Raw genomic sequence first — 26,105 nt, 5'->3', positions numbered from 1 at the left:
AACAAGATGTTTTAGACTTTCTGAATATCGTTGTAAAAGACTATCCAGGAAGAATGGGACAAAAGAGCAGCTGAAAAATCGCTTGATAATTTTTTCAGTATTATGGACTTTGGGAAGATGACAAACTCATTGGTGGTATGCAACTACATGACTTTCAATTGAACCTGTTTTCTAGTAATTGGTGGGGTAGGGCTTGTTGCAGTTGTTTTATTACATAAAAAGAGAAGGTTGCTAAAGAACTCATCTAACATCTCTTTCAAATTTTTTTAGCAAAAAACATTCATTTTGTTGTTTTGTTTCCGTTTATTTTTATAAGAAAATGGGTTTTGGCTCTGGACCGAGCTTTCTTCGCTGGTGATGGGTGTAGTAACGATCCAAGAGCTATATTTATAAGACTTATTGCAGTTTTTCTATGTGTTTGAAAAGCCTACATGTATTTCGACATTTTAGAATAGGAATAGCTCTTACTACCGGTCAGTGCTCCTTTTTTATAAAAATAGAAGATCGCGTTGGTCTTTCAAGTGGTGTGATATTAATAATAAAATAGCTTATGATTAATATCAGGATAATCAATGAATAAATTAAAGTGTTTAGAGGGTGATCATGCTCCACAATAATTAAACGAATCATCGCTGTGATACCTATATATATAAAGTAGCGCAGTGGAAAATGATAATCCTCTTTAAAATATTTAATAATCATTGTGATGAACTCAAAATATAAGAAGAAAATAAGAATATTGGCAAGGAATAATTTATAATCGCCACCTTCCTTGGCGAAGATTAATATTTTAAGAAATTCGATTAGCTCCTTAAAAAGCAAAAATGATAGGATAAGAGCTAGTAGCACAAGGCAAACGTTGAGAAATAGCTGTAGAGATTTCGGCACAGCTTTAATGAGCTGCGAATAAGTAAAATTTTTTTGATTCATACATTTCCTCCAATCGAGTGTTAGTATTAGGTTTGTTAAATACATCATCATATGGCTGAGCAGTGGCTTATTATGATATAAATATAACAATTTGCCGTAAATCTTGTCTTTATTTTTTGTAAAGTTTTGGTATATTTTCATGAAAGAAAGTTTTCAAAATAATTTAGTGGTATGCTAAAATAGATGTGCATGAATATAAAATATAAAAGGGGTTTTTAAAATGGCAAAAGCTGCAAAAACTGATGCGAAAATTACACCAGAACGTTTAGAAGAAGCGTTAAACGTTCGTGATCGTCTTATTATCGAGCTACTGGTACAAGTACTTGATGAAAAATTAGTAATTGAGCGCCCTGTATTACGTGAACGTCTAGGAAACCTTGTAGAACTTGCTGATCATGATGCAGAGCTTAAGGAAACAATCCACGCAGTAATTAACAAACTATAATGTTAAGAAGAATGCTACGCCTAAACCGTAGCATTCTTTTTTCTTGTCATGTAAAGCGTTCTACTAAGTCGTACATGCGCTCTGCCTCTGTATGAAGTTCCATAGAGGAGTGCATAATCGAGTTCACTGCTGATTTTTGTTCGTCTATGGAAGCATTAATTTGTTCTGTAGCTGCGGCAGATTGAGTAGCTACACTGGCTATTTCTTTGATAGCATTCATCACCACTATGCGATTTTCCGCCATGTCGTTCATTCCCTCATCTAGTGAAACGAGATGCTTTGTAATATCCTGAATGGAGTCTGCTAGGAATGTAAAAGCTCCTTTTACTTCAGTAATCGATATGGCTTGATTTTGTGAAAGTTGGAGCGTGTGTATCATCTTTGCATCAGAGTTTGAAGTACCCACCTCAATACGTTGTAATAGATTTCTGACACGCGTAGTAGCTTCGTTTGTATCCTCCGATAAATGCCGGACTTCCTCTGCCACAATGGCAAAACCTTTACCGTGTTCACCAGCACGCGCTGCCTCTATGCTAGCATTGAGTGCCAAGAGGTTTGTTTGTTCAGATATAGATGTAATTGTTTGTACCACTTGATGAATCTCTTTCATTTGATTCGTCAAACTGGAGAAATTAGTTCTTAACTCCTCAATCACCTGTGTGAATTCACTTGAATTTTGCAGTAAACCTTCTACTTTTTGTCTACCATTTTCTTGTGATGAATTGATGATATTCATATTTTCAGTGATCTCACTATATTTATTTGTAGCAAGTGAAATAAGTGAAGATAGTGTTTCAACCTTACTAATGGCCATCTCAGCTTCTTCTGCTTGCACAACAGCCCCTTTAGAGATGTCATTGATTGCTTGATGAATTTCGTCAGCAGAAGCGGTTGTTTCCTCTGTAATAGCACTAAGCATCTCTGAAGAAACTCTCATTTGAGAGGCGCTATCCTTCGTATTGTTGACCATTTCATATAAGCTATGTTTCATATTATTCACGTTATTAGCCAGTATACCTAGTTCATCTTTTGTGGTAACAGGTATGTCATCGCCAGTTAGCTTACCTTTAGCAATATCTGAAGTAATCACCATGATTTTGCGTATGTAGGTAGTCATTCGTCCAGAGAAGAACCAGAAGAGTGCCACACCAATAATCGTTGCAAGGATTGTCATACCAAGTGTGTAATAGAAAACATTTTTAGTGCCTGCATTGAAGTCCATTTCGTATGTACCAGCTGCAATAATCCACCCCCAATGTTCGTCCATTTCTACATAAGTAATTTTAGGTGCAACGATTTCAGGGGTGGAGGGTAGTGCCCAATCATAACGGACATATCCTCCGCCAGCCTTAGCTGCTTCAATCATTTCGCGTACAAAATAGCGTCCATCCTCTGTTTGTAATTCAGCAATATTTTGCCCTTCAAGAGATGGATGCGTTTCGACTATGCCGCTATCTTGAAAGGCATAGAAATAAAAATTATCCCCATATTTAACAGGATTATCGATGGATCGTTTATTGTCTTCAACTCTTTTACCAACAATTTGTGTTCTTGCACTTTCCTGAGCTTCCTCTAACGTTATATTTCCCTTTTGGACTTGAGCATCTAATTGTGCAATTAATTCAAGAATGCCTAGTGTGCCATTTTTAAGACTTTGTCGACCTACTTGATCTAGTTCACCTTTCACTACGATGTAATTGACGGTTCCAACTAGTACTGTTGATATTAGAATAACTATGATGGCAAGACTAACAAGTTTATTACGTACTGATTTCATGAAACAAAACCTCCGTTCCTCCAATATAGTTATATTATAATATATAGCTTTCTAATAAAATAGAAAATTCTGATAATAAATGTCATATTTTAATATACTATGTATTCATGATGCTTATAGAACAATTGATGGGGAAGGTCTCATAAAAGAACCCCAATAAAGAACAAGTAGTTCTTTATCGGGGTTACTATGGATTAGTATACTTTATCTCCATTGAAGATAGAATTTTTTACGATAACATAATCAACATTTCGAATAGCCTCTAGTTTTGTGCCACCAGCATAAGAAATAGATGATTGTAAGTCTTGCTGCATCTCGATTAATGTATCTTTGATGCTACCTTTATGCTCAACATACATTTTCTTTCCTTCGACATTTTTGCGTTCGCCTTTTTGGAATTCAGAGGCAGAGCCGAAGTATTCCTTCACCGTTTTACCATCAACCTCAATTGTTTCACCTGGTGATTCTTCATGACCAGCAAATAAAGAACCAATCATCACCATTGAAGCGCCGAAACGTACAGATTTAGCGATATCGCCATGTGTACGAATACCACCGTCAGCAATAATTGGCTTTGTAGCAGCCTTTGCACACCAACGTAGTGCAGCTAGCTGCCAGCCACCTGTACCAAAGCCTGTTTTGATTTTAGTAATACAAACTTTACCTGGTCCAATGCCTACTTTTGTAGCATCTGCACCAGCATTTTCTAGTTCACGTACGGCTTCAGGTGTTCCAACGTTTCCAGCAATGACAAAGCTGTTTGGTAAGTGCTTTTTAATATGCTGAATCATACGAATAACAGCATTTGAATGACCATGTGCAATATCAATTGTAATAAATTCAGGTACTAAATTAGCAGCTGCTAATTCTTCAATAAACGCATATTCATCTTCTTTTACACCAACACTGATCGAGGCAATTAAGCCCTTTCCTTGCATTTCTTCAATGAAGTTTATACGAGTTTCTGGTTGGAAACGGTGCATAATATAAAAGTAACCGTTTTCAGCAAGTTTCTTAGCAAGATTTTCGTCAATAATTGTTTGCATATTTGCAGGTACTACAGGAAGCTTAAAAGTATGTCCACCTAAAGTAACCGAAGTATCACACTCTGAACGACTTTCTACAATACATTTTGCGGGAATTAGTTGAATATCCTCATAGTCAAATACGTTATCCATTATATACACTCCTAAAATACGAATATTTTTAAAGATTTATTTTAAATTGTTCGCCATTTGGTAATTTACATGATTTTTGAGTAAATGTCAAAGCTTTTACGAAAATAAATGAAAAATTTAAAAATAAGGGGGAATAAATTTATTTGTAGATGAATGATTCCATTTATAATTTGTGCTATGTTTTGTAATCCATTTACAATAGAATTGTTTCAAAAAATGACAAGGGAGTGTTGGAAATGGCAGTAGAAGTGTATTTGATCTTTAATGGAAATTGTCGAGAGGCTGTTGCGTTTTACGAAAATGCTTTTAATACGGACAAGGCTGAAATTATGACGTTTGGAGATTCACCTCAAAATCCTGATTACCCACTACCAGAGGAAGCGAAAGATCTTGTGATGCATACAAGACTTTCTGTATTTGGTAGTAGAATTATGTTCTCAGATACATTTCCAGGCTCACCGTTCTCCGTTGGGAATAATGTTACATTAGCGGTTGTTTCCGATGACGAAGAGCAAATGCGAGCAGCATTTGATAAGCTGAAAGACGGCGGAAAAGTAACGATGGAGTTACAAGAAACATTTTGGAGTAAATGTTACGGTTCGCTGACAGATAAATTCGGTATTGAATGGCAATTTAGCCATGAGGCAAATGAATAAATAGCTAATTAAAAGCACGATGATCTTGGAAAGTCCAAAGATCATCGTGCTTTATTTTAATTCATCCATGTCTTTTGTCGAAAGCCAAGCGTTATGGATAATTAGTAATTAAATCGGTCTACATAGCCTTGTAATTCGTCCGCCATATCAAGTAAAGTTTTAGCCGAAGAAGCGATTTCCTGCATGGAGGACAATGTTTGTTCCGTTGAAGCGGCAACTTCTTCAGAGGCTGCTGCATTTAGTTTTGCATGGTCTGATAGCTCAATGGCTGTTGCGGATACTTCTTCTACAACGGCAGACATTTCTTGTGCCGAAGCTGATATATCCTCCATTTTCGGTGCAATCTCTCGAAGACTTTCAACGATACTTGTAAATTTCTTTTTCGTATCCTCAGATTGCTGTAACCCTTCTTGGACATCTGATGAAGCTTTCATCATCGTTTGCACAGATTTAGCCGTGTCCTGTTGTATGCCTGTAATAAGCGTAGAAATTTGTTCTGCTGATTGATGGGATTGTTCCGCTAATTTACGTACTTCATCTGCTACAACCGCAAAGCCTTTGCCTTGTTCACCAGCTCGGGCTGCTTCAATAGCAGCATTCAGAGCAAGAAGGTTCGTTTGGTCAGAAATGGCACTAATAATTTCTATAATGGAACCAATTTCTTTTGTTCGATCAAACAGTGATTTAATCATTGTGTCGGACTGTGTCACAGATTCATGGATGGAAACCATTTGATTCACAGTTTGTTCAACAGATTGTCCGCCTTCCTCTGCTAATTGGATAGCCTGACTGGACAGGTCTGAAACTTGTAGGGCACTATCTGCCACTTCTACAACACCTTTAGCAATTTCCTCAATGGAAACAGCATTTTGATCGATTCCAGTTGTTTGTTTTTCGGTGCTGATCGCTACCTGCTGCATAGCCTCTGTTACCTGTTCAGATGCAGCTATGTTTTGTTCAGCATTAGCTGAAAGTCCTTGGGCAGAGGTTTGAACATGCTGAGAGCTTTGGTCAACATTGCGTATCAGTTTTTTTAAGCTAACTTTCATCGAGACAAATGCCTCACCAAGCTGTCCAATTTCATCCTTTGTATGAATATCAATAAACTCCGTTAAATCGCCATCACTAATTTTTAATGCACTTTGTTGAAGTCGTTTAATAGGGTTCACAATAGATTTAATCATAGAGAGCATAAAAATAATTCCTACAATAATAGAAATACCAATGATGAGCAATGTGATAGTAAATGAAGCAGTAGCTGCCTCTGTAGCCTCTGCGATGAACATTGTACCAACTATTTTCCACCCTGTAAGTTCATTGGTTTCAAAACGTAACTGGCGATCATCTTCCGTAATCATACCTTCCTGTTGTTCGTAAACTTTTGCTATATATTCTTCTGTTGCTTGTGAGCCGCTTTCTTTATCTTTTTGCGCAATATATAGCTGATTACGATCTAGTAAGGATGCAAACCCAGTTTCTCCTATACGTGTTTCGTCTGTCAGTGCACTAAGAACCGAGATATTTACATCTAAGGCCATCACACCAGAATTATCTGGAAGAGCTTGCATGACAGTCACTACTACATTATTTGTTGATTTTGAGATATATGGTGAAGTAATGGATACTTGCCCTTTGTTCTCAATTGCTTCTACGTACCAAGGTCGTTTACGTGGATCATAATCACTTGCATAATCATGGACAGGTTCATCAATTATTTGACCATCTGCTGTTCCAATATATAACAGCTCTACTTCAGGGTGAGTATTAATATATTCTTGAAAAAGTTTTTTTAATTCAATTTTTTTATCTTCTTGTAAATAAGATTGATTTATTTTTTTGGAAAAATATCCAATGTCATGAACTTTTGGCGCAATTGTATTTGTAATATTGCTGTTAAGCATACGCACACTTTCCTTAGCGCTTGCTTGTTGCTCTTCTAAAATCTGATTTTTAGTACTTTTAAAGGAGGTATACCCGATTAAAAGTGCGGGAATGAGGAGTATCATTAAAAATGCAAAAATGAGTTTCTTTCTTAAGCTAATCTGTTTCATATAGTATTCCTCCTTAAAATGACATTAGTTAATTGTCATAATTTGATAACTGGTTCAATAGACAAGTCATTCCAATGTTTAATCTGATTCTAAGAGGAAAATGAATAATAATCAACATAATTTTCTGAAAAATCTGGAAAATAAAGTTATACTATAGTACTTTTTGTAGAAAAATATTTTATTTTGTAATTTCCCCTGTTTTTATATGTCAAATTAGTACAGAAAAAATCTGAGCTCCATAATAGAACTCAGATTCTGAAAGGATAATTTAATATTCAAAACGATTTACGTAACCTTGCAATTCATCCGCCATATCAAGTAACGTTTTGGCAGAGGATGCCATGTCCTGCATAGAGGATAAAGTTTGCTCAGTAGAAGCAGCAACTTCCTCTGTAGCTGCAGCATTTAATTTGGCGTGATCTGATAATTCAATAGCTGTAGCGGAGACTTCTTCCACGACTGCAGACATTTCTTGTGCAGAGGCAGAGATATCCTCCATCTTTGGCGCAATGTTTCGTAGACTTTCAATAATGCTGGCGAATTTCTTACTTGTTGATTCTGTCAATTGTAAGCCATCCTGAACATCTGCTGAAGCCTTGACCATAGTCTGCACAGATTTAGCCGTATCCTGCTGAATACTCGTAATGAGCGCAGCAATTTGCTCTGCTGATTGGTGAGATTGCTCTGCTAATTTTCGTACTTCATCGGCTACTACGGCAAAGCCTTTGCCATGTTCTCCAGCTCTTGCTGCCTCGATAGCAGCATTGAGGGCTAGTAAATTTGTTTGGTCTGAAATGGCACTAATCATCTCTAAAATGGAACCGATTTCTTTCGTGCGATCATATAGAGTTTTAATCATTGTATCTGATTGTGTAACAGATTCATGAATAGAGTTCATTTGTTGTACAGTTTGCTCGACTGCTTGTCCACCTTCATCTGCCAGTTGGATAGCATGGCTAGAAAGGTCTGATACCTGCACAGAGCTGTCTGCGACCTCAACAACCCCTTTAGCAATTTCCTCAATGGAGATAGCATTTTGGTCAATACCTGTTGTTTGCTTTTCCGTGCTGACTGCCATTTGTTGCATAGCATCCGCAACCTGTTCAGAGGCAGCAATATTTTGTTCTGCATTGGCAGATAAATCTTGAGCAGACTTTTGAACATGCTGGGAGCTTTGGTCCACGTTGCGAATTAGTTTTTTCAAGCTAACCTTCATGGAGATAAAAGCTTCCCCAAGTTGTCCAATTTCATCTTTAGAATGAATTTCAATAAACTCTGTTAAATTACCTTCACTAATTTTCAACGCGCTTTGCTTAAGTCGATTAATTGGATTAACTACAGACTTAATCATGAAGAGCATAAACATAATACCAACTAGAATGGACACAACAATAATGATCAAGTTGATATTTAAAGTGGAGGCAGCAGCCTTTGCAGCTTCTGCAGTAAACATTGTGCCTATTATCTTCCAGCCAGTAAGTTCATTTGTAGCAAACTGTAAATGACGGTCTCTTTCAATAATTGTGCCGCTTTCTTGCTCATAAATTTTAGTGATATAGTTTTCTGTTGCCTCAGTACCACTTTCTTTTTCAGGCTGTGCGATATAGAGCTTATTGCTATCTAGAAGAGAGGCAAAACCAGTCTCTCCAATGCGGATATTATTCGTAATATCACTTAATGTAGAAATGTTAAGATCTAATCCTATGACTCCAGAACCATCTGGTAAAGCCTGCGTAATTGTAATGACAATGTCACCCGTTGATTGTGTAACATAAGGGGCAGTGATGGAGACCTCTCCATTATTATCTAAAGCTTGCTTATACCAAGGTCTTGTACGAGGATCGAAGCCATCAGGATAGTCTTGAGCAGGCTCGTCAAGTAGTTTGCCATCGGCAGTACCAATATAAATCAGCTCTACTTCAGGGTGCATATTAATGTATTCGCTTAGTAATGATTGAAGTTTCGGAATGTTATGATCTTGAAAGTAGGTTTTACTAAATTTTTTTGAAAAATATTGCACATCTTTTAGTTTGGGTTCAATGGTATTCGTAATATTAGTATTAAGAATACGTACACTTTCAGTTGCACTTGCATGTTGTTCTTCGGAAATTTGCTTTTCTGCACTTTGGTAGGAAACAATTCCAATCAACAGGGTTGGGATGAGAAGCATTGCTAAAAACGAAAAAATAAGCTTTTTTCTTAAACTTAGTTGTTTCACTTGTATTATCCTCACATAATTTTTTTAGTCTAAACTTTTCCCTAGAAGGTAAATAATTCTCATTCTATCAGAAATAAAATAAAAGTTAAGTACTTTGGAATAATAATTTACAAGTTATATATATTATGGTCAATTATTCGAAATTTCGCTAAATTGAAATCGTTAGAAGCTATATAAAGCTACAGTTTGATATATACTAATGCTCAAAAGAGGAGGGAAATAGGTTATGATTCATCAAATTGGGCAGGTAATGCTATATGTTAATGACCAAGAGGTAGCAGTAAAGTTTTGGACAGAAAAAGTGGGGTTTGTTGTCGTTGCTGATCAGGAAGAAGCAGGGATGCGCTGGATTGAAATTGCGCCAACGAAGGATGCACAAACATCATTTGTGTTGCACAATAAAGAGATCATAGCTAAAATGCAGCCGGAGCTAAACTTAGGAACTCCGTCTATCATGTTTTATGCTGATAAAATTGAAGAAATGTACCAAGATTTTCAGGCAAAGGGCATTAAAGTGGGCGATTTAGTTATGATGCCAATGGGTAGGGTATTTAATTTTGCTGATCCTGAAAATAACTATTTTGCCTTGGTTGAAAAACAAATATAAATGATGGAATCTGCTCGTATTTTGCTTTGTTTTTAAGCAAAAATGAACAGATTCCTGTTTTTCATCTTATTTAATAGAGAGAGTCTTCTATGATAAATCCTCTCCAAAAATACTAACCGTTTGTCGATCTATCATAAATTCATGACCATTCCATTTTAAAACATTTTCTACATAGCCTAGTCCATCGGCATGATACCTACCTGCAATTCCTTGATACCCTAAAATTTCATAGGTTCCATCTCGATCAAAATCAATGGGATATAGTCCGCTAAAAGGGTCTACCCAGCCTTCTATAGGTTGCTTTAATGTACCGTCTGGATTATAAATTTCTGCTAAGTAGTCCGCTCCTTTATACTGTAAATCGATTGTGTATCTTTTAGCGGGATTCGAACTTTGAACTACAGCCTTGTAGTGATCTACATAATTAACGCTATATTTGAGTTTATTATTAAAAGACTCTGCGTCAAAAATAGAACGAACTTGATTGTTGATGGATGAAAATATTTCACCGTTTATAATTCCTCCGCTACCCCCAGTATCAGAGACAACCAGTATATCCTCAATATGATTACCAGTAAAATCGCCTAGAAAAATAGTCGGATTATAGCCCAAATTCTGTTTCAAGGGAAATTGTTGCATTTGTTGTGTTTGCACATAAAAAATAGTGAGTGTGATATTTTTCCACAGAGGGCTATCCGGTTGTTGAACGCCCACTAAAAAAATTGTTTCCAAAAAACCATCGCCATTAATATCTCCAAACTTAGTTTGAATTACTTGTGGAGCCAAATAGGATAAGGTGCCAGCACTTTGTGGCGAATTAAAATGATTAGTCATGTATACACCTCTTTCATTAGTCTTAGCATATGTTGTAAACAAAGCATGGTGCATAAATTAAAGGGTAAAATTGAAACATTGTAATTCATATTAAACTAACAAAAAAACTTGAGTTTCACCCATTGACATTTTCAAATGTGAAAAGTATTATAAATGTCAACGAATCAGAAAATTCAGTACCGAATAGTGTCTCACTACAATATGTAGGCAGAGATTTTTTTTCACTATTAATTCTTAGTAATTTTATATGATTTATATATATTGGGAAGAAGGAGATTTACTTGAAGGATTTATTTGTAAAAACAGAGCGACAACGGTTTTGGTTAGATCAGCTAGCAGCTATTGCAGAGCCAATTAAGGCTGAGGCTGTTGAGGTAGACGAACAATCTCGTTTCCCGTTTAAAGCACATCAATTGCTTTTGCAAATTGGCTATCCACAACTAACTTTACCGAAACAATATGGCGGAGAGGGCTTATCAGTCTATGATATGGTCCTTGTGCAAGAAACATTAGCAAGCTATGACGAAAATGCATCTCTTTCCCTTGGCTGGACATTAGGCGTTGTCGGTGAAATATATGAAACCCACTTATGGACTGAGGATGTATTAACAGCATTCGCTCAAGAAATAAAGAGCGGTGCCATCATTAATAGAGCAGTTAGTGAGGCAGCAACGGGTAGTCCAACACGTGGTGGTCGACCTGGAACATATGCTGTTTCGACAAAAGAGGGCTGGCTATTAAATGGACGCAAAATCTTTACGACTGCGTCACCGGTGCTCGATTATTTCCTTACTTCTGCTTGGATTGAGGAAAAGCAACAAATTGGTTTCTTCCTTATTCATAAAGATTCTGTAGGACTAACGATTGAAGAAAATTGGGAAATGTCTGCGATGCGAGGTACTAGTAGCCATGATCTTGTGTTAAAAGATGTCATAGTGGCAACAGAGCATTTAGTAGAGTTACCAAGTCATCCTAGTGGTGGCAAGATAAATGGCTGGATACTCCATATCCCAGCAACATACTTAGGTATTGCACAGGCTGCCCGTGACTATGCGATCCATTTTGCCAATCATCATCAACCGAATAGCTTGAATGCTCCGATTAGTACGTTGCCAAATGTACAACAGCTTTTAGGAGATATTGAATTAAAGCTTCATCAAGCACGTTTTGTCTTGTATGGCGTGGCTGAGGCTTATGATGATCCAGCTAGACGTAGTTTATTAACAAATGAAATGGCTGTTGCTAAACATACAGTAACAAACATGGCAATAGATATAGTCGATAAGGCAATGCGTGTAGTGGGAGCGAAAAGCTTGCAGCTATCCAATCCATTACAACGCTATTATCGTAACGTCCGTGCAGGACTTCATAATCCGCCCATGGATGATATGACGATTATAAAGTTAGCGACTGCCGCTATTGAACAACAAAGATTAAATGGAAATTCATAATGATTACATGGAAATAAGGAGAAATGACAGATGAAAAAGAATAGATTATTTCAATTTGCCGCAATTGGTTTGGCTTCTATAGCACTTTTGACGGGGTGTAATTCAGGGGAATCAGCAGATAAGGATTCAGGTGATGGTGAACAGGTTCGTACAGTAAAGGTCGCCTACGATCAAGCCTCCAAGCCTATTAGCTATATCGACGATAATGGAAATCCAACAGGGTATGATGTAGAAGTAATGAAATTAGTAGATGAATTATTACCTGACTATCAATTTGAATACGTAGGTACAACAAGTGATGATTTGTTGATTGGTGTTGAGCAAGGGAAATATCAAGTAGGGGTTAAAAATGCCTTCTTTACACAGGAGCGTACAGAGAAATTTATTTTCCCGAAGGAATTTTTAGGGTTAAGTAGTGCGGGGCTCGTTTTACGTAAAGAGGATGAAGGTGTGAAAACATTAGCCGATTTTGCAAAAAAAGGTTATTCTTTAGCACCGATTGCTGCTAATAACGCGCAATATACAATTATCGATGAGTATAATACGGCAAATCCAGATAATAAAGTACAACTTCAAGCTGGTGATGCATTTACCGTAGACGTTGTGCAGTGGGTAAATGAAGGTCGTGTTGATGGTGGCGTCATGATTGAGGGACCATTTAAACAACAAGTGCTTGCTGAGGATGGCCCTTATTACAACTTAAAAGATGAGGTTGTCTATAACGAATTTGCTGTCATTAAAACATGGCCTCTGTTCAATAAAAAAGAGCAAGAATTTGCTGATGCCTACGATAAAGCGATAGCTCAAATTAAAGAGCAGAAAAAACCAAATGAATTAAGCACCAAGTTCTATGGTCGCGATTTATTTGAAGTGCTAGAAAATGTTAATCGTTAGTTTGAAACGGAACGAATAATAAGGCTGTTGAGTCTTTAATGCTCAGCAGTCTTTATTCATAAAAGGAAAAGTTGGTGAGGAAATGGATAAATATTTTGATGCAACCTACATTTGGAACGCAATCCCAATGTTATTACCATTTTTAAAAATGACGTTCTTAGTTGCAGGGTCCTCGATTATCTTAGGCACACTATTTGGTTTATTGTTGGCGGCAGCTAAGCTATCTTCAATAAAGTGGTTACAAAAATTCGCAAATTTATATACAACGATTATGCGTTGTACGCCATCCATCGTTTTGTTATTTCTTGTCTATTATGGTGTGCCAGCATTAGCAGAAAATGTTGGTCTTAACCTCCATTCAATTGAAACAGCTATATTCGTTGTCGTAACATTCACCTTACAATTTGCTGCAATCATGTCTGAGGTGATAAGATCAGCCTATTTAGCTATTCCAAAAGGTCAGTTTGAAGCAGCGGTTAGTGTGGGCTTAACACCATTTCAGGCATACTGTCGAATTATTTTCCCACAGGCACTTGTCGTTGCTTTGCCGAACTTTGGGAATGGTATGATTGCTTTGCTACAAGAAGGTGCACTAGCTTATACAATTGGTCTAATTGACATTGTGGGCAAGGCAAATTTAATTATTGCCAGTAACATCAATGCTCATGCCTTAGAAATTTATATTGCATTAGCCATTATTTATTGGGTGTTATCAATTATTATAGAAAAAATATTTACTATATTAGAAAAGATATTTGGGAAGGGTAAGAAAACTTTAGAAACAACTTAAGGAGGAGGCGTGAACGTGAATTATCCATTTTTACTTGAAACATTTTTCATTGCATTATCTGGTGTTCCCATTGCACTCCTTGTCACAGTTGTTGCTTTATTGATAGCTCTGCCACTTGGTTTTTTGTTGGCACTCACTAGAATTAATAAAATTCCAGTTATTCATCATCTAGCAAAAATTTACGTTTCATTCGTGCGAGGAACGCCAATCATTATACAAATCTTTATTATCTATAGTAGTATCCCGTTAATGTTAAAAATTATTTTTGAAAAATATAATATTGCGTATGATATTTATAAAATCAATCCAATTTGGTATGCGTTTATCGTGTTTGCATTCAGCTCAACAGCCATTTTAATAGAGGTCTTTCGTTCTGCGTTAAGCACTATTGAAAAGGGGCAATTAGAGGCTGCACACTCAGTAGGTTTGACAACATTCCAAGCTTATACTCGAATTATCATTCCACAAGCATTAGTAGTTGCGCTACCGAATATTTGTACAGCTACCGTCAATCTTATTAAAGCTACCTCGTTAGGCTACGCAATGTCACTTCCTGAAATTACACTGAAGGCAAAAGTAGCTGCAAATGTTGGCTACAATTACGTGGAAGCCTATCTGGATATCTTTATCGTGTACTTAATATTATGTAGTACGGTGGAGTACTTGTTTAAGCGCTATGAAAAATATTTAAGCAAATATAAAGTGGCAAATGCCTAAGGGGTGAATGAGCATGTTAGAAATTAAAAATATTCATAAATCATTTGGTGGTAATGAAATTTTAAAGGGTGTTGATTTAGCGATTGATAAAGGCGATGTTGTTGTTATTTTAGGCCCTAGTGGCTCGGGAAAAACAACATTATTACGTTGCATCAATTTTTTAGAAAAAGCGGATCAAGGACATGCGACATTTGGAGATATTCAAGTGGATTTTCAACATGTGAAGAAAAAAGACGTACATGCAATTCGCCAACGTGTCGCATTTGTCTTCCAAAATTATAATCTTTTCACTAATAAAACGGCATTAGAAAATGTGACGGAAGGTTTAATCATTGGACGTAAAATTCCTAAAGCACAGGCTGTGGACATTGGTAAAAAGGCACTTGATAAAGTAGGTTTATCGGAAAAGTATGATGCCTATCCAAGTCAGCTGTCAGGCGGTCAGCAGCAGCGAGTAGGAATTGCACGTGCAGTAGCATTGAACCCAGATATTATTTTATTTGACGAACCAACGTCCGCACTTGATCCTGAATTAGTAGGTGAGGTCCTACAGGTCATGAAAAATATTGCAGCTGAAGGCACAACAATGCTTGTGGTGACACATGAAATGGGATTCGCCAAAGATGTTGCTAATCGTGTGATTTTCATGGATGGAGGCGTTGTCGTAGAAGAGGGGAGCCCTCATGATATTTTCGTAAGCCCAAAAGAGGAGCGCACAAAGAAATTTTTAAAACGTGTCATTCCAGAAGATTACACTTTCTATATATAAAAACACAGGAGGATCTGTCAGTAACAGATCCTCCTGTTATGTTGTTGAAGAAAGACGAAGTAAATAGCAGAAAAAGACTTTTTGGCAAGGCGAGAGGTTGATTTCCGTTCCGCCAGCATCCTTTCCAGGGGGCGTCCGATGAGCCGCTTCACGCATTCCGTTCGCTCTAGGGTCTCAGCTGTGACGCTGGCTCCACTCCAATCAACCATGTGCAAAAGTGTCTTTTCCTTCTCTTTCATACTAGACGTAGTGGGCTCGGCGCACGCCCACAGGAAAGCAAGTAGCCTGCAACGGAAATCCATTTTCACCTTTCACAAGAATTCTATTGATAGTTTTGTTTTTCAGCACTATGACAGGAGGATCTGTTAGCTATCATTGAAGGAAATGCGTTAATTTGTTGATGGAATAAATGTGTAGCTCATGCATAGCCCTCGTGCAGGCTGTATAAAAATAGTACCGTTCGTTTTCCTTTGCGTAATTAGCAGCAGATGCATTATAAATAAGCACAGCATCAAATTCGATACCTTTCGCCATATAAGCTGGAAGTAATAAAATACCCTTTTTAAACTGCTTCGTATTATGGTTAATCAATTGAATATCTACTTGATTACTTAATTGCCCATATACTGCGGAGCATTCAGCAGCAGTTTTACAAATGACAGCAATGGTTTCAAATTTAGCAGAGAGGTGATGGATGTTTTGGGTAATTTCATCTATCAGTTCCAATTCATTAGGAACGACAGTAATTGATGGTTCTGGACCAGTTCGGTTAAATGCCTCAACTTCGCTACCATCATTTAAAATTTTTGCAGTAAGTTGAATGATTTGTTTTGTCGAACGATAGCTTTTCGTTAAAATCATTTTTTCAGCCTGCTCACCATATAATTGAGGGTCGAGCAGGGAAGGGTTATCGAAGGTATGTGGATGAATCGTTTGATGTCCATCTCCTAAAATAGTCATACGTGCTTTTGGGAATAACTGCTGTAATACAGTTAGTTGGAATGGAGAATAATCTTGCGCTTCATCAATCAATACATGATGGATCATCGTATTAGTCTGCTGCCCTTCAATTTTGTCCTGTAAATATAAAAATGGTGCTGCATCCTCATAAGCTATAAAACGTTTTGCTAAATTTGGAAGTGTCTGCTGGCAAATATCCTCCCAATCGTTTGGCATAAAATGCTGTAAATCTCTAGTAATGGGATTATTCAAATCAAAGAGTTGGCGATACGTGCCTAACATATGCACAAACTTTAATTGGTGAACGGAATTGCGTAATGGTTTAAAGTATTTTTTAACAATTTGTCTCGCTAATTTTTGTCGTTCTTGATCTAAATCATCGAATGAATTATCAGTATAGCGCCCTTCGTATAAAAGCTCACTGTAAGACTTGGAGTAGTCCTCTTTATCTAATAGTTCAGTCGCTTCTTCTACCCATTCTTTTGTACGCTCAGCCTTTTCAAATTTCGTCAGTTGTTGCAATACCCATTCTTTTACGAATTGTAGGCGATTTGGTATCGACATAGTGGAAGGGAAAGAATAGAAGTATTCAGTAATTTCCTGTGCTGTAATAATTCGTTCCCCACGAAATACGATATTTTTAAATAATAAGCCCTTATTGGATAAATAGCTTACATATTGATCCATCAAATGCTTGTAAGCAAGGCTCGCTTTATAAGATATACTACTTAATTTTGTTTGATAATGAGCTTCATCCTTTTCTGTTAAAAGGTCCTCCAATTGCTCGTACGGATATTCCAATTTAAACTGTCGACCTAATCGCTTTTCTACATACTCTATAAACGTTAATTGCTGCATATTGTCCTCGCCTAAATCAGGTAAGACCGTATGGACATATTGGTTAAAAAGTTGATTAGGTGTAATCAGTAAAATTTGATCGGCCGTCATTTCATTGCGATAGCGATACAATAGATAAGCGACTCGTTGTAAAGCCACAGCTGTTTTACCACTACCCGCAACACCCTCTACAATAAGATAGCGTGATTGAACATGGCGAATAATTTTATTTTGCTCAGCTTGAATCGTTGCAACGATACTACGAATATGCTCGTTTGCATTTTGTGCAAGGATATCAAGCAATAAATCATCCCCAATGGTAAGACCAGTATTAAACATCGATTGTAGCTGCCCGTTTTTAATAATAAATTGCCGTTTCAGTAGCATTTCACCATGAATCTCTTCTGCTGTTGTGTCGTAGGAGGCTTTACCTGGTGTGCAATCATAGTACATACTTGATATAGGTGCACGCCAATCATAAATAACTATATTTTCATCTTGTTCGTCCAATAAAGTGGCAACACCTATATAAATTTTTAATGGATCTTGCTGCCCATCTTGTAAAAAGTCAATACGAGCAAAATAGGGTGACTGTTGTAAACGTTCGTATACCTTTACATTCTGAATTGCACGCTGCTGTGCAAGCTCTGAGTCAGAGAGAAGCTCTACCTGTTGCTTAATCGCGAAAAAGGTTTCGTCAACATCTTCAGCAGTGTCTAAATTGACTCTGACATCGTTCCAAAAAGTTTTCTTCAGAGCGACAGCATTTTCCTTGAAGCTCTTTTCTTTTAGCAATAATTCGTTCTTTTTGTGATCAATGAGGTTTAAACTTTGCTCAAGATGATGTTTTTCTTCTAGCCAGTCATTTTGATTTTCCAACGTTTACTCACATTCCTCTCCATATTTTTCTCTTCTGTTAGTAGTAATCCTCACCTATAAATATGGTGAAAAGAAAATAATTGTGATTCTCCTTTAAATGGTTGTCCAAACACCTTTTTTAGTATATAAACGTATATAACCTAAGAGGAAATGTAGGGTGATTGAATCAGGAAATTTATCATACATCTACTCCGCAATGAAGTATAGTCTAATAATTATTGTAAATTTATGCTATAATAAAATTATAAAGAAACCTAGCGTTTAACGATAAAGGCTGTTCCACAAATAAGTGGAGCAGTCTTTTTTATATGTAGGAAAGTCTAACATTATGCCTGTTTTTTAAGAATTTGTTATTAATATTTAGTTTTTATTTGTCCTAGAAGTAAAAATAAATTTTACTGAATTGTCGAAATATATTGACATTTCATCTTCTGTTTTTTATTCTTGTGTATAAAGTTTCCGTTAATCGGAATGTTTTTCCGTTTGGTGGAAACTTGTAGGTGTGTAAGAAATGCTTAATGGATACGTTGTCTGTGCCTCAGTTCAAAGCTAAAGAAAAAATTATTAGGGGGAGACGGTTATGGTAAACCTACAGCAAGATAAAAAAGAAGATGAACCACGGATAAAGGGAATTAATGCATTTGTATTAATGTTTATTATTATTTTAGTCATGTCGTTACTGACCTATATTTTACCAGCTGGACAATATGAAAGAGTTGAGAGTAATGGCAGAATGATAGTAGATCCAGAATCCTTTCAGTATATCAAGTCAAATCCTATTGGCTTTCTAGAAATATTCAATAGTGTGCATCTGGGAATGCTTGAGGGTGCTTCTATTATTTTATTTGTCTTTTTATTTGGAGGCGCTTTAGGGGTAATGCAAAAGACTGGAGCTATTGATTCCTTTATTAAAGTTATGGCCTCGAAATTTGGAAAACAAGAGTACGTATTAATCCCTATTCTAGTTTTAATATTTGCTAGTTTAGGGACACTAATTGGCTCAGCAGAGGATACGCTTGTCTATATAGCGATTATTATCCCGTTAACGATGGCACTCGGAATGGATGCGATTACAGGCTTTGCGATCGTCATGCTAGGTACATTAGCAACTGGCTTTACTTCAGGCATTACGAACCCATTTAACATTGGTGTAGCTCAAACTATTGCAGAGCTTCCAATGTATTCAGGAATGTCATATCGAATCATTGTGTTCATCGTTTTTTATAGTTTGACAGTACTTTATATATATAGGCATGCAAAAAAAGTGAAGAGTGACCCATCGAAAGGGATTTACGGAAAGTTTAAAAGAGAAGAGAGCATCAAAATTGATTTAGACTTTAAGATGAGCCCACGTCATTTGATAGCACTATTCGTATTATTGGGAAATTTTGTTGCATTGATTGTAGGGGTAATAAAGTATCAATGGTATATAAGTGAAATTGCCGGTGTCTTTCTATTAAGCAGCATTATTATGTCTATTATTTGTAAGATTGGACCAAATAAAATGGCTGAAGGGTTTATTTCTGGTGCCCGGGATATGGTAGAAGGGGCATTAATTATCGGATTTGCCCAAACCATTTTAGTTATTACTACAAATGGAGGATTAATTGATACTATTCTTCATTTTGTTTCAAATACTGTAAGTGTATTACCTGCTTCTATCAATGCGATAGGAATGTTTTTGCTTCAGCTCTGCTTAAATTTCTTAGTACCTTCTGGAAGTGGACAAGCTGCGTTAACGATGCCGATCATGACGCCTTTAGCCGATTTAATTGGTGTAACTAGGCAAACAGCCGTACTGGCTTTCCAGTTTGGTGATGGTATTTCAAATATGGTCATTCCAACAAGTGGTGTTTTATTAGCGGGACTAGCAATAGCAGGTATTCCATTTTCAAAATGGTTCAGATGGGTATTTCCTTACTTCCTTATACAGACAGGCTTAGCGATTGTCTTATTAGTCATTGCGCATCTCATAAATTATGGACCATTTTAATAAAATAAATAATAAATTAGGAGTGGTTAGATTGATAGAAACGGCTAATTTAAAACAACAGGTTGTTGAATGGCGTCGGCATTTGCATATGCATCCTGAATTATCACATCAAGAGCATAAGACAGCTCAATATATTTATGATCAATTAATAACGTTTCCTCATTTAGAAGTAAGACGTTTAACAGAAACAAGTGTATGTGCCTTTTTAAGAGGTACAAAAACAGAAGATAAAGGACATACCATTTTACTACGAGCTGATATTGACGCATTGCCGATTGAAGAAGAAACGGATCTACCATTCAAATCAATAAATCCAGGGGTCATGCATGCGTGTGGACATGATGCTCATCCAGCCATGTTACTTGGTGCAGCAAAGGCATTGGCTGAGCGTGGGACCAATTTTAATGGAGAAATTCGTTTTGTTTTTCAGCATGCTGAAGAGGTGACACCAGGGGGGGCTGCTCAACTAGTTGCACTAGGAATAGTAGAGAATGTCGATTATGCTTTCGCTTTACACGTGAGCCCTGATTATGAAGTAGGGCAATTTGCTATGAAAGATGGTAAATTTACTGCAGCAGCAGATGATTTTGAAATTAAAATTTATGGTCGCGGCGGTCATGCATCAACACCAGAGGTCGCTATAGATCCTTTAATAATTGGTTCTGAAATAGTTGTAGCTTTACAAACAATAGTGTCACGTAAAGTGCCAAGTACACATGCACCTGTTTTAACTGTTGCAAAATTTCACTGTGGAACGGCATTAAATATTATTGCAGATACAGCAGAGCTTGGAGGAACAATCCGTTCCCTAGATGCGAAAATTCGTGTGGATACACGAGAACATTTAGAAAAGATAGTGACAGGTATTGCAACTATGCACGGTGCAAAAGTAGACATTAATTGGGAGCTAGGTTGCCCTTCCGTCACAAATGATAAGGAATTAACGGCATTATCTCGTCGTATAGCTGGAGAGATTGTTGGTGCTACAGGTGTGAAGGTATTGCCTGAACCTATATTTGGCACAGAGGATTTTGCCGATTTTTCAGAAGTTGTTCCCTCATCTATGCAATTTATCGGGGTACATAACGTAGAGTTTGGTGAAGCGTACCCATTGCACCATCCTCGTTTTAAAGTAGATGAAGAAGCTCTTATATATGGTGTTCGTTACTTTGAAAATATAGCACGGACACTTTGCCCATAAGTGACGTAAGCTAAAAAATAATGAAGGCATGAGTATTGGTGTGGTAGAGGCCACTGAAAAACTTGCGTTTTTTATAAATAAATTCGTTTTAGAAAAAGATAGGGCGCTTCTTGTTCAATTTTGAACAGGAAACGCCCTATCTTTTTCACCTATTTATTACCCTTTTCCATTCAGAAGCTTTAAGATTCTTTTTAGATTGACAGCGAATATCGTCGTTGCTCCCTGAATTTGCATGCCAAATGAACCCGCAGCCGATGCTTGATCGTACCCGTGTTTATTTTTTAACTCACTATTTTTTGCTTCGATTTTATAACGTTCTCGAGCTAAGCGTTTAAATTCTTCTGTTTCTTGAAAAGCTTGTTGGTCTAAATGTTCTTCTGATTTAATGGCAACAGAATAGGTCTTAGTTTTTGCACCTTCTTTAAAACACCCTTCTCGGAGTGGACAGACCTTACATTTTTCAATGTCAAAAAAATAAACCATTCTTGCACTTGCTCCTGGGTGTGAATCTGGTTTTTTACTTTTTCTATTTGCTAAATGTCCTGCTGGACATACAAATAAACCTGCATCTTTATTAAAGTCAAATCCTTTTCCGTTTCCTCGCCCATTTTGAGTAATCATTGGATTTAACTTAGAAATCAGTTGAATGCTTTGTTCTTTTGTATAAAGTAAATTGTTTTTCCCTGAATAAGCTGTGTCAGCGATGACTGTTTCAACTTCCATTCCTGTTACTTTACTTTTTTCAATCAGTTCTTGTAGATAATGTCCATCTGATTTTTCACCTGTTGTAACGACTGCTGCTGTAATTATACGTTCATCACTAATTGCTAAATGTGTTTTATAACCAAAGAAAGAACTGTCTGCTGTTTTATGTCCTACTCGTGCATCGGTGTCTGTTGAATAATTTAGATGTTCTTGCGTATCTTCTACAGCTTCTTTTAACACGTTCAATTTTTCCTTTACAGCTGGTAGATGAGCGATTTGTGGTTTATTTTCAATAATGGCAATCAATCTTTCACAGTAAGTTAATTCATCTTTTACTTCGTTAGAAGTATTCTTCTTTGGAAATTTTTCTTTCATGGATTTATCAAATTGATACACTGCTTTGCGGGTATATTTTGATTTTTCTTGTAAAAATTCTTTCGGTGATTTTTGGTTATAACGTGCTTTGGTATGTGTTGCGTCCACAATGATTGTTTTACTTTTGATAATGTTCTTTTCGAGTGCGATTTCAACTGTTTTTCCAATGAGCATATCTAATAAACTTACATTTTGAAGACGCAGTCTTCGGAATTTTGTGAGTGAACTTGAATCAATCACGTCATCTTCTGGCGCCATACCTAAAAAATACTTGAAAGACATGTCATATTTTGAACGTTCGACAAGGTCTACATCAGATACATTAAAAATGGCTTTTAACAATAAGTACTTAAACATTCGAATCGGAGGAATCGCATTTCTTCCATTGTCTAAACAATATTTTGTTTTCAATTCTTCTAAAATGAATGAGAAATCCACTAGTTCGTTAATTTGACGAAGCATATTATCTTTTGGCACGACAATATCGTAAATGGCCATATATGGACTTAAGTTGAAAGTCTCTTGGTTTGAAATCATTGGGAACACCACCTGCATTTAGTCACTCAATTATAAATTAAAAAGGCGAGGTATTCGACGATTCAATCGTCGAATACCTCGCTAAGTGGAACCAGATGAAGTTTTTCAGTGGCCTCGGTGTGGTAATGGCTCATGCCTTTTAAATTGCTTACAGTATGTATTGAAAACTAAAGGATTGTTCTTTTAATACGATATAGAAACTTGAAGGGAGGTGCAGAGGATGAAGGTAATCTTTACAGTGGGGTTGCCTGGAAGTGGAAAAAGTACATTTGTGAAACAGCTAGCGAAAAGTGAAAATGCGATTATTCTTTCCAGTGATGCAATACGTCAAGAATTGTTTGGTGATGCCACCAAGCAAAAATCACGTGTAGTCTTTCGCACGTTATATGAGCGTCTGAATGATTTAGTGGCAAAAGGTTATTCTGTCATTGTAGATGCCACCAATATAGAGCGGGAGCGCAGAATGTTTGCACTCCGCAAATTGTCGAGTGCGGTTAAGAAGGAATGCTATTACTTTGATACCCCTTATTCAATCTGTGTAGCCAGAAACCAACGGCGGAAGCGGCATGTACCATTATTGGTGATGGAAAAAATGAGAAAGCATCTAGAGTTTCCTACAGCAGGAGAAGGGTTTGATGAAGTGCATATTGTACATGAATCAAGTCCCTATGATATCTCTCGACAGCAATTTGTCTCACTTATACAAAGCCAACCCACTTATGAAGAACTGTTTCAAACACTTCGATCAGTCCCACTTTTTAAAGAAATTTATCATTTCAATCAAGAAAATCCATACCATCAATTTTTACTATGTCAGCATACGTATTTCGTGTTTGCCTATATCAATGAATACTACTTGGAAAGCGATAAACTGGCACTACAATTGGCTGCATTGTTCCATGATGTCGGCAAACCATTTTGCAAAAAATATAAACCATTGCAACAACGATATGGCTATTATGGGCATGAAAATGTATCTGCCCAATTGGTTTGTCATTTTCTCGTAGAGTTGGGCTTTGAAGAGGATTTTGTGTTGAAGGTTGTTCATTTAGTGCAATTTCATATGTTAATCCAGTATGGGGGCGATAAAGGCGGAAGCCAAATTTATCACTTATTAGATGGTGATTTATTAACAAGACTTTATTTCTTCCGAGAGGCAGATCAATTTGCTAAATAAAAAGGAAAGGAAGTGGAACTATGACGAAATTAATGAAATACCCAAGAAGCTTTCATTTACCCTGGAGCAGGGGCTATACCCATGATGATAAAGTTGCTAAAAATGTGAATCATTTTATAGGAAAAGAAGTGGTGGTCACTGAAAAACTAGATGGGGAAGGCACTACGCTTTACAAAGACTATATGCATGCCAGAAGCATCCATTCAGCCAATCATCCTTCTAGACATTGGATAAAAACATTTCATGCAAGTTTTGCGTATCGAATTCCTAATGATTGGCGCTTATGTGGAGAAAATATGTATGCGAAGCATTCCATTTATTATCAAGCCTTAACAAGTTATTTTTATTTATTTAGTATTTGGAATGAAGATAATATTTGTTTAAGTTGGGATGAAACGGTCGCTTTTGCAGCTGAGTTAGGTATTGAAACAGTACCCGTTTTATATCGGGGTATTTTTGATGAAGAACAAATAAAACGGACATTTACTGGTAAATCCATTTTTGATGGTGAACAAGAGGGGTATGTGATTAGAAACGCTGCCTCATTCCATTATGATGATTTTCGCTATAATTTAGGAAAATTTGTGAGACCGCAACATGTTCAAACAAGCGATCATTGGCTACAGGAAGAAATGATTCCAAATGGCTTAAAATAAAATGGATCTAACAAAATTACTTTGATTAAAGATTAAATAAAAAGGACTGAGAAAAATGTAATACTAAATCAATTACTCCAAAAATATATAATATGAGGAAGTGTGCAAGGAATGCATATCCCTTTTGAAAAGGGCTTACAGGTTCGATTCCTGTCATCCTCACGCAAAGGTAAATAAAAATGAACTCTCATTTCTACACGAGAGTTCATTTTTTTTATTTAGTATAGTTATCGAAGTAACCTTGAATATAAATCATAGGTGTTCCTTTGTCACCTGAGCCAGATGTTAGATCAGATAGCGAACCGATTAGGTCTGTTAAGCGACGAGGTGTTGTTCCTTGTGCAGCCATTTGACCCGTTAAATCTTCATCTTTATTTTGAATGTATTCAGAAATAGCGGCTTTTAATTCTTCACCTCGAAGGTTAGCAAAGTCGTTATCTGCTAAGTATTTCAATTTAACCTCGTTTGGTGTCCCATGCAATCCAGCCGTAAACGCTGGTGAAACAACAGGGTCTGCAAGCTCCCAAATTTTACCCACTGGATCTTTAAATGCACCGTCACCATAAATCATGACTTCTACCGTTTTGCCTGTTGCCTCTTTAATTTTTGCTTGGATTCCATCAACAATCGGCTGACAAGTATGGGGGAATAGTTTTACACTATCCTCTGTCGCTTTGTTAGAGCCAAGAAGACCATATTCTGCATTGAAGCCAGACCCATTAATAGACTCAGCTAAAATATTATCAAGGCTGTAAACTTTATCAGCACCGTTTGCTGTTAAAATGCGCTTTGTACGGAAGCGTGTATGAATATCACATGTTAATACACTCTTTGTATAATTTAAAATTGTTTTTGGGTTATTAGAGAAGATGACATCACATTTAGCGCCTTCTGCTTCAATTAACTCTTTATAGTATTCGATATAATCTACACCCGTGAATGTATGTTTTTGGTAGCCAAAATGTTCACGGAATTCAACCTCATTTAATGTATCTGTCCAAGGGTTAATGCCTTTTACATCTAACTCATCAATATCTACAAGGTGATTACCTACTTCATCGGATGGGTAGCTTAGCATTAGTACAACCTTTTTAACACCTTTGGCAATACCACGTAAACAGTTGGCAAAGCGGTTTCGACTTAAAATCGGGAAAATAACGCCGACAGTATCATCGCCGAACTTAGCTGCCACATCTACAGCGATATCATCTATTGACGCATAGTTACCTTGTGCACGTGCTACAACAGATTCAGTTACTGTGACAATATCACGATCCTCGATTGCATAGCCTTCAATTGTTGCAGCATTTAACACTGTATCTACAACGATTTGTTCAATATTATCGCCTTCGTTAATAATAGGACCACGAAGACCTCTTACAACTGTACCGATTACACGTTCCAACTTAATCTCTCCTCATTCTATCAATCGTAAAGTGAAATAAAATCCATATGATTTTACTATACG

At 36.8% G+C, this 26,105-nt stretch carries 21 protein-coding genes and 1 tRNA gene; 13 read left to right on the top strand and 9 right to left on the bottom strand.

Going from position 1 to position 26,105, the window contains the following annotated elements; translation table 11 throughout:
• Positions 1-474: 474 nt before the first annotated feature.
• Positions 475-930 (bottom strand): phosphate-starvation-inducible protein PsiE, encoded by a 456-nt coding sequence (gene psiE, locus MKY46_RS23205; RefSeq protein WP_036119468.1) that lies wholly within the window; start codon positions 928-930, stop codon positions 475-477.
• Positions 931-1,150: 220 nt separating this feature from the next.
• Here psiE and MKY46_RS23200 point away from each other — a divergent pair, with 220 nt between their 5' ends.
• A complete protein-coding gene (locus tag MKY46_RS23200; protein WP_036119465.1) occupies positions 1,151-1,375 on the top strand; it encodes a hypothetical protein in 225 nt (74 codons plus the stop codon).
• A 46-nt stretch (positions 1,376-1,421) separates the two neighbouring features.
• Here the strand turns inward: MKY46_RS23200 and MKY46_RS23195 are convergent, their stop codons facing one another.
• Both MKY46_RS23195 and guaC read right to left on the bottom strand, forming a co-directional pair.
• Positions 1,422-3,152, bottom strand: a complete 1,731-nt coding sequence (locus tag MKY46_RS23195; protein WP_340835540.1) for a methyl-accepting chemotaxis protein — start codon at positions 3,150-3,152, stop codon at positions 1,422-1,424.
• A 194-nt stretch (positions 3,153-3,346) separates the two neighbouring features.
• Positions 3,347-4,330, bottom strand: a complete 984-nt coding sequence (gene guaC, locus MKY46_RS23190) for a GMP reductase (RefSeq protein WP_340835537.1) — start codon at positions 4,328-4,330, stop codon at positions 3,347-3,349.
• Positions 4,331-4,566: 236 nt separating this feature from the next.
• On the opposite strand from guaC, the gene MKY46_RS23185 reads away from it, so the two are divergent.
• Positions 4,567-4,986: a VOC family protein gene (locus MKY46_RS23185; protein WP_036119456.1), complete on the top strand. Its 420-nt coding sequence runs from the start codon at positions 4,567-4,569 to the stop codon at positions 4,984-4,986.
• A 101-nt stretch (positions 4,987-5,087) separates the two neighbouring features.
• On the opposite strand, the gene MKY46_RS23180 is transcribed toward MKY46_RS23185, so the two are convergent.
• Positions 5,088-7,037, bottom strand: coding sequence for a methyl-accepting chemotaxis protein (locus MKY46_RS23180; RefSeq protein ID WP_340835535.1), 1,950 nt, complete (start codon positions 7,035-7,037; stop codon positions 5,088-5,090).
• Between the two features lie 268 nt (positions 7,038-7,305).
• On the bottom strand, positions 7,306-9,255 hold the full coding sequence (locus tag MKY46_RS23175) for a methyl-accepting chemotaxis protein (protein WP_340835534.1): 1,950 nt from the start codon (positions 9,253-9,255) through the stop codon (positions 7,306-7,308).
• Between the two features lie 226 nt (positions 9,256-9,481).
• Between MKY46_RS23175 and MKY46_RS23170 the strand changes: the two genes are divergently transcribed.
• A complete protein-coding gene (locus MKY46_RS23170) occupies positions 9,482-9,862 on the top strand; it encodes a VOC family protein (RefSeq protein ID WP_089933349.1) in 381 nt (126 codons plus the stop codon).
• Between the two features lie 87 nt (positions 9,863-9,949).
• Here MKY46_RS23170 and MKY46_RS23165 read toward each other — a convergent pair whose 3' ends face one another.
• Positions 9,950-10,696: a hypothetical protein gene (locus MKY46_RS23165; protein WP_340835531.1), complete on the bottom strand. Its 747-nt coding sequence runs from the start codon at positions 10,694-10,696 to the stop codon at positions 9,950-9,952.
• A gap of 281 nt (positions 10,697-10,977) precedes the next feature.
• Between MKY46_RS23165 and MKY46_RS23160 the strand changes: the two genes are divergently transcribed.
• The 5 genes from MKY46_RS23160 to MKY46_RS23140 all read left to right on the top strand — a co-directional run bounded on the left by MKY46_RS23160 (position 10,978) and on the right by MKY46_RS23140 (position 15,317).
• A complete protein-coding gene (locus MKY46_RS23160) occupies positions 10,978-12,147 on the top strand; it encodes an acyl-CoA dehydrogenase family protein (RefSeq protein WP_340835529.1) in 1,170 nt (389 codons plus the stop codon).
• A gap of 30 nt (positions 12,148-12,177) precedes the next feature.
• Positions 12,178-13,041, top strand: coding sequence for a transporter substrate-binding domain-containing protein (locus MKY46_RS23155; RefSeq protein ID WP_340835527.1), 864 nt, complete (start codon positions 12,178-12,180; stop codon positions 13,039-13,041).
• 82 nt (positions 13,042-13,123) lie between these two features.
• Positions 13,124-13,831, top strand: a complete 708-nt coding sequence (locus tag MKY46_RS23150) for an amino acid ABC transporter permease (RefSeq protein ID WP_036123917.1) — start codon at positions 13,124-13,126, stop codon at positions 13,829-13,831.
• Positions 13,832-13,846: 15 nt separating this feature from the next.
• Complete coding sequence (locus tag MKY46_RS23145; protein WP_036123914.1) at positions 13,847-14,548, top strand: amino acid ABC transporter permease; 702 nt, start codon at positions 13,847-13,849, stop codon at positions 14,546-14,548.
• Positions 14,549-14,561: 13 nt separating this feature from the next.
• Complete coding sequence (locus MKY46_RS23140) at positions 14,562-15,317, top strand: amino acid ABC transporter ATP-binding protein (RefSeq protein ID WP_036123911.1); 756 nt, start codon at positions 14,562-14,564, stop codon at positions 15,315-15,317.
• Positions 15,318-15,689: 372 nt separating this feature from the next.
• On the opposite strand, the gene helD is transcribed toward MKY46_RS23140, so the two are convergent.
• On the bottom strand, positions 15,690-17,993 hold the full coding sequence (gene helD / locus MKY46_RS23135; RefSeq protein ID WP_340835525.1) for an RNA polymerase recycling motor HelD: 2,304 nt from the start codon (positions 17,991-17,993) through the stop codon (positions 15,690-15,692).
• Between the two features lie 580 nt (positions 17,994-18,573).
• On the opposite strand from helD, the gene MKY46_RS23130 reads away from it, so the two are divergent.
• Both MKY46_RS23130 and MKY46_RS23125 read left to right on the top strand, forming a co-directional pair.
• A complete protein-coding gene (locus MKY46_RS23130) occupies positions 18,574-19,986 on the top strand; it encodes a YfcC family protein (RefSeq protein WP_036123899.1) in 1,413 nt (470 codons plus the stop codon).
• Positions 19,987-20,008: 22 nt separating this feature from the next.
• The gene (locus tag MKY46_RS23125) at positions 20,009-21,187 is read left to right on the top strand and encodes a M20 metallopeptidase family protein (protein ID WP_340835523.1); all 1,179 of its coding nucleotides are present in this window, start codon (positions 20,009-20,011) and stop codon (positions 21,185-21,187) included.
• 156 nt (positions 21,188-21,343) lie between these two features.
• Here the strand turns inward: MKY46_RS23125 and MKY46_RS23120 are convergent, their stop codons facing one another.
• Positions 21,344-22,804 carry an IS1182 family transposase gene (locus MKY46_RS23120; RefSeq protein ID WP_340833939.1) on the bottom strand — a complete coding sequence of 487 codons (1,461 nt, stop codon included), beginning with the start codon at positions 22,802-22,804 and terminating at the stop codon, positions 21,344-21,346.
• Between the two features lie 220 nt (positions 22,805-23,024).
• Between MKY46_RS23120 and MKY46_RS23115 the strand changes: the two genes are divergently transcribed.
• The 3 genes from MKY46_RS23115 (at position 23,025) to MKY46_RS23105 (ending at position 24,799) form a co-directional block, all read left to right on the top strand.
• The gene (locus tag MKY46_RS23115) at positions 23,025-23,981 is read left to right on the top strand and encodes an AAA family ATPase (protein ID WP_058845143.1); all 957 of its coding nucleotides are present in this window, start codon (positions 23,025-23,027) and stop codon (positions 23,979-23,981) included.
• A 20-nt stretch (positions 23,982-24,001) separates the two neighbouring features.
• Entirely contained in the window at positions 24,002-24,637 is a 636-nt protein-coding gene (locus tag MKY46_RS23110; protein WP_036123890.1) for an RNA ligase family protein, read from the top strand.
• A 94-nt stretch (positions 24,638-24,731) separates the two neighbouring features.
• Positions 24,732-24,799, top strand: a tRNA-Ser gene (locus MKY46_RS23105).
• A 52-nt stretch (positions 24,800-24,851) separates the two neighbouring features.
• Here MKY46_RS23105 and MKY46_RS23100 read toward each other — a convergent pair.
• Complete coding sequence (locus tag MKY46_RS23100) at positions 24,852-26,042, bottom strand: coenzyme F420-0:L-glutamate ligase (RefSeq protein WP_036123886.1); 1,191 nt, start codon at positions 26,040-26,042, stop codon at positions 24,852-24,854.
• Between the last annotated feature and the right edge of the window lie 63 nt (positions 26,043-26,105).

The organism is Lysinibacillus sp. FSL M8-0355 (genome assembly GCF_038008985.1).
GTDB lineage: Bacteria > Bacillota > Bacilli > Bacillales_A > Planococcaceae > Lysinibacillus > Lysinibacillus fusiformis_D.
The sequence above is the reverse complement of the archived record's forward strand: the minus strand, read 5'-3'. Positions and strand labels throughout refer to the sequence as shown.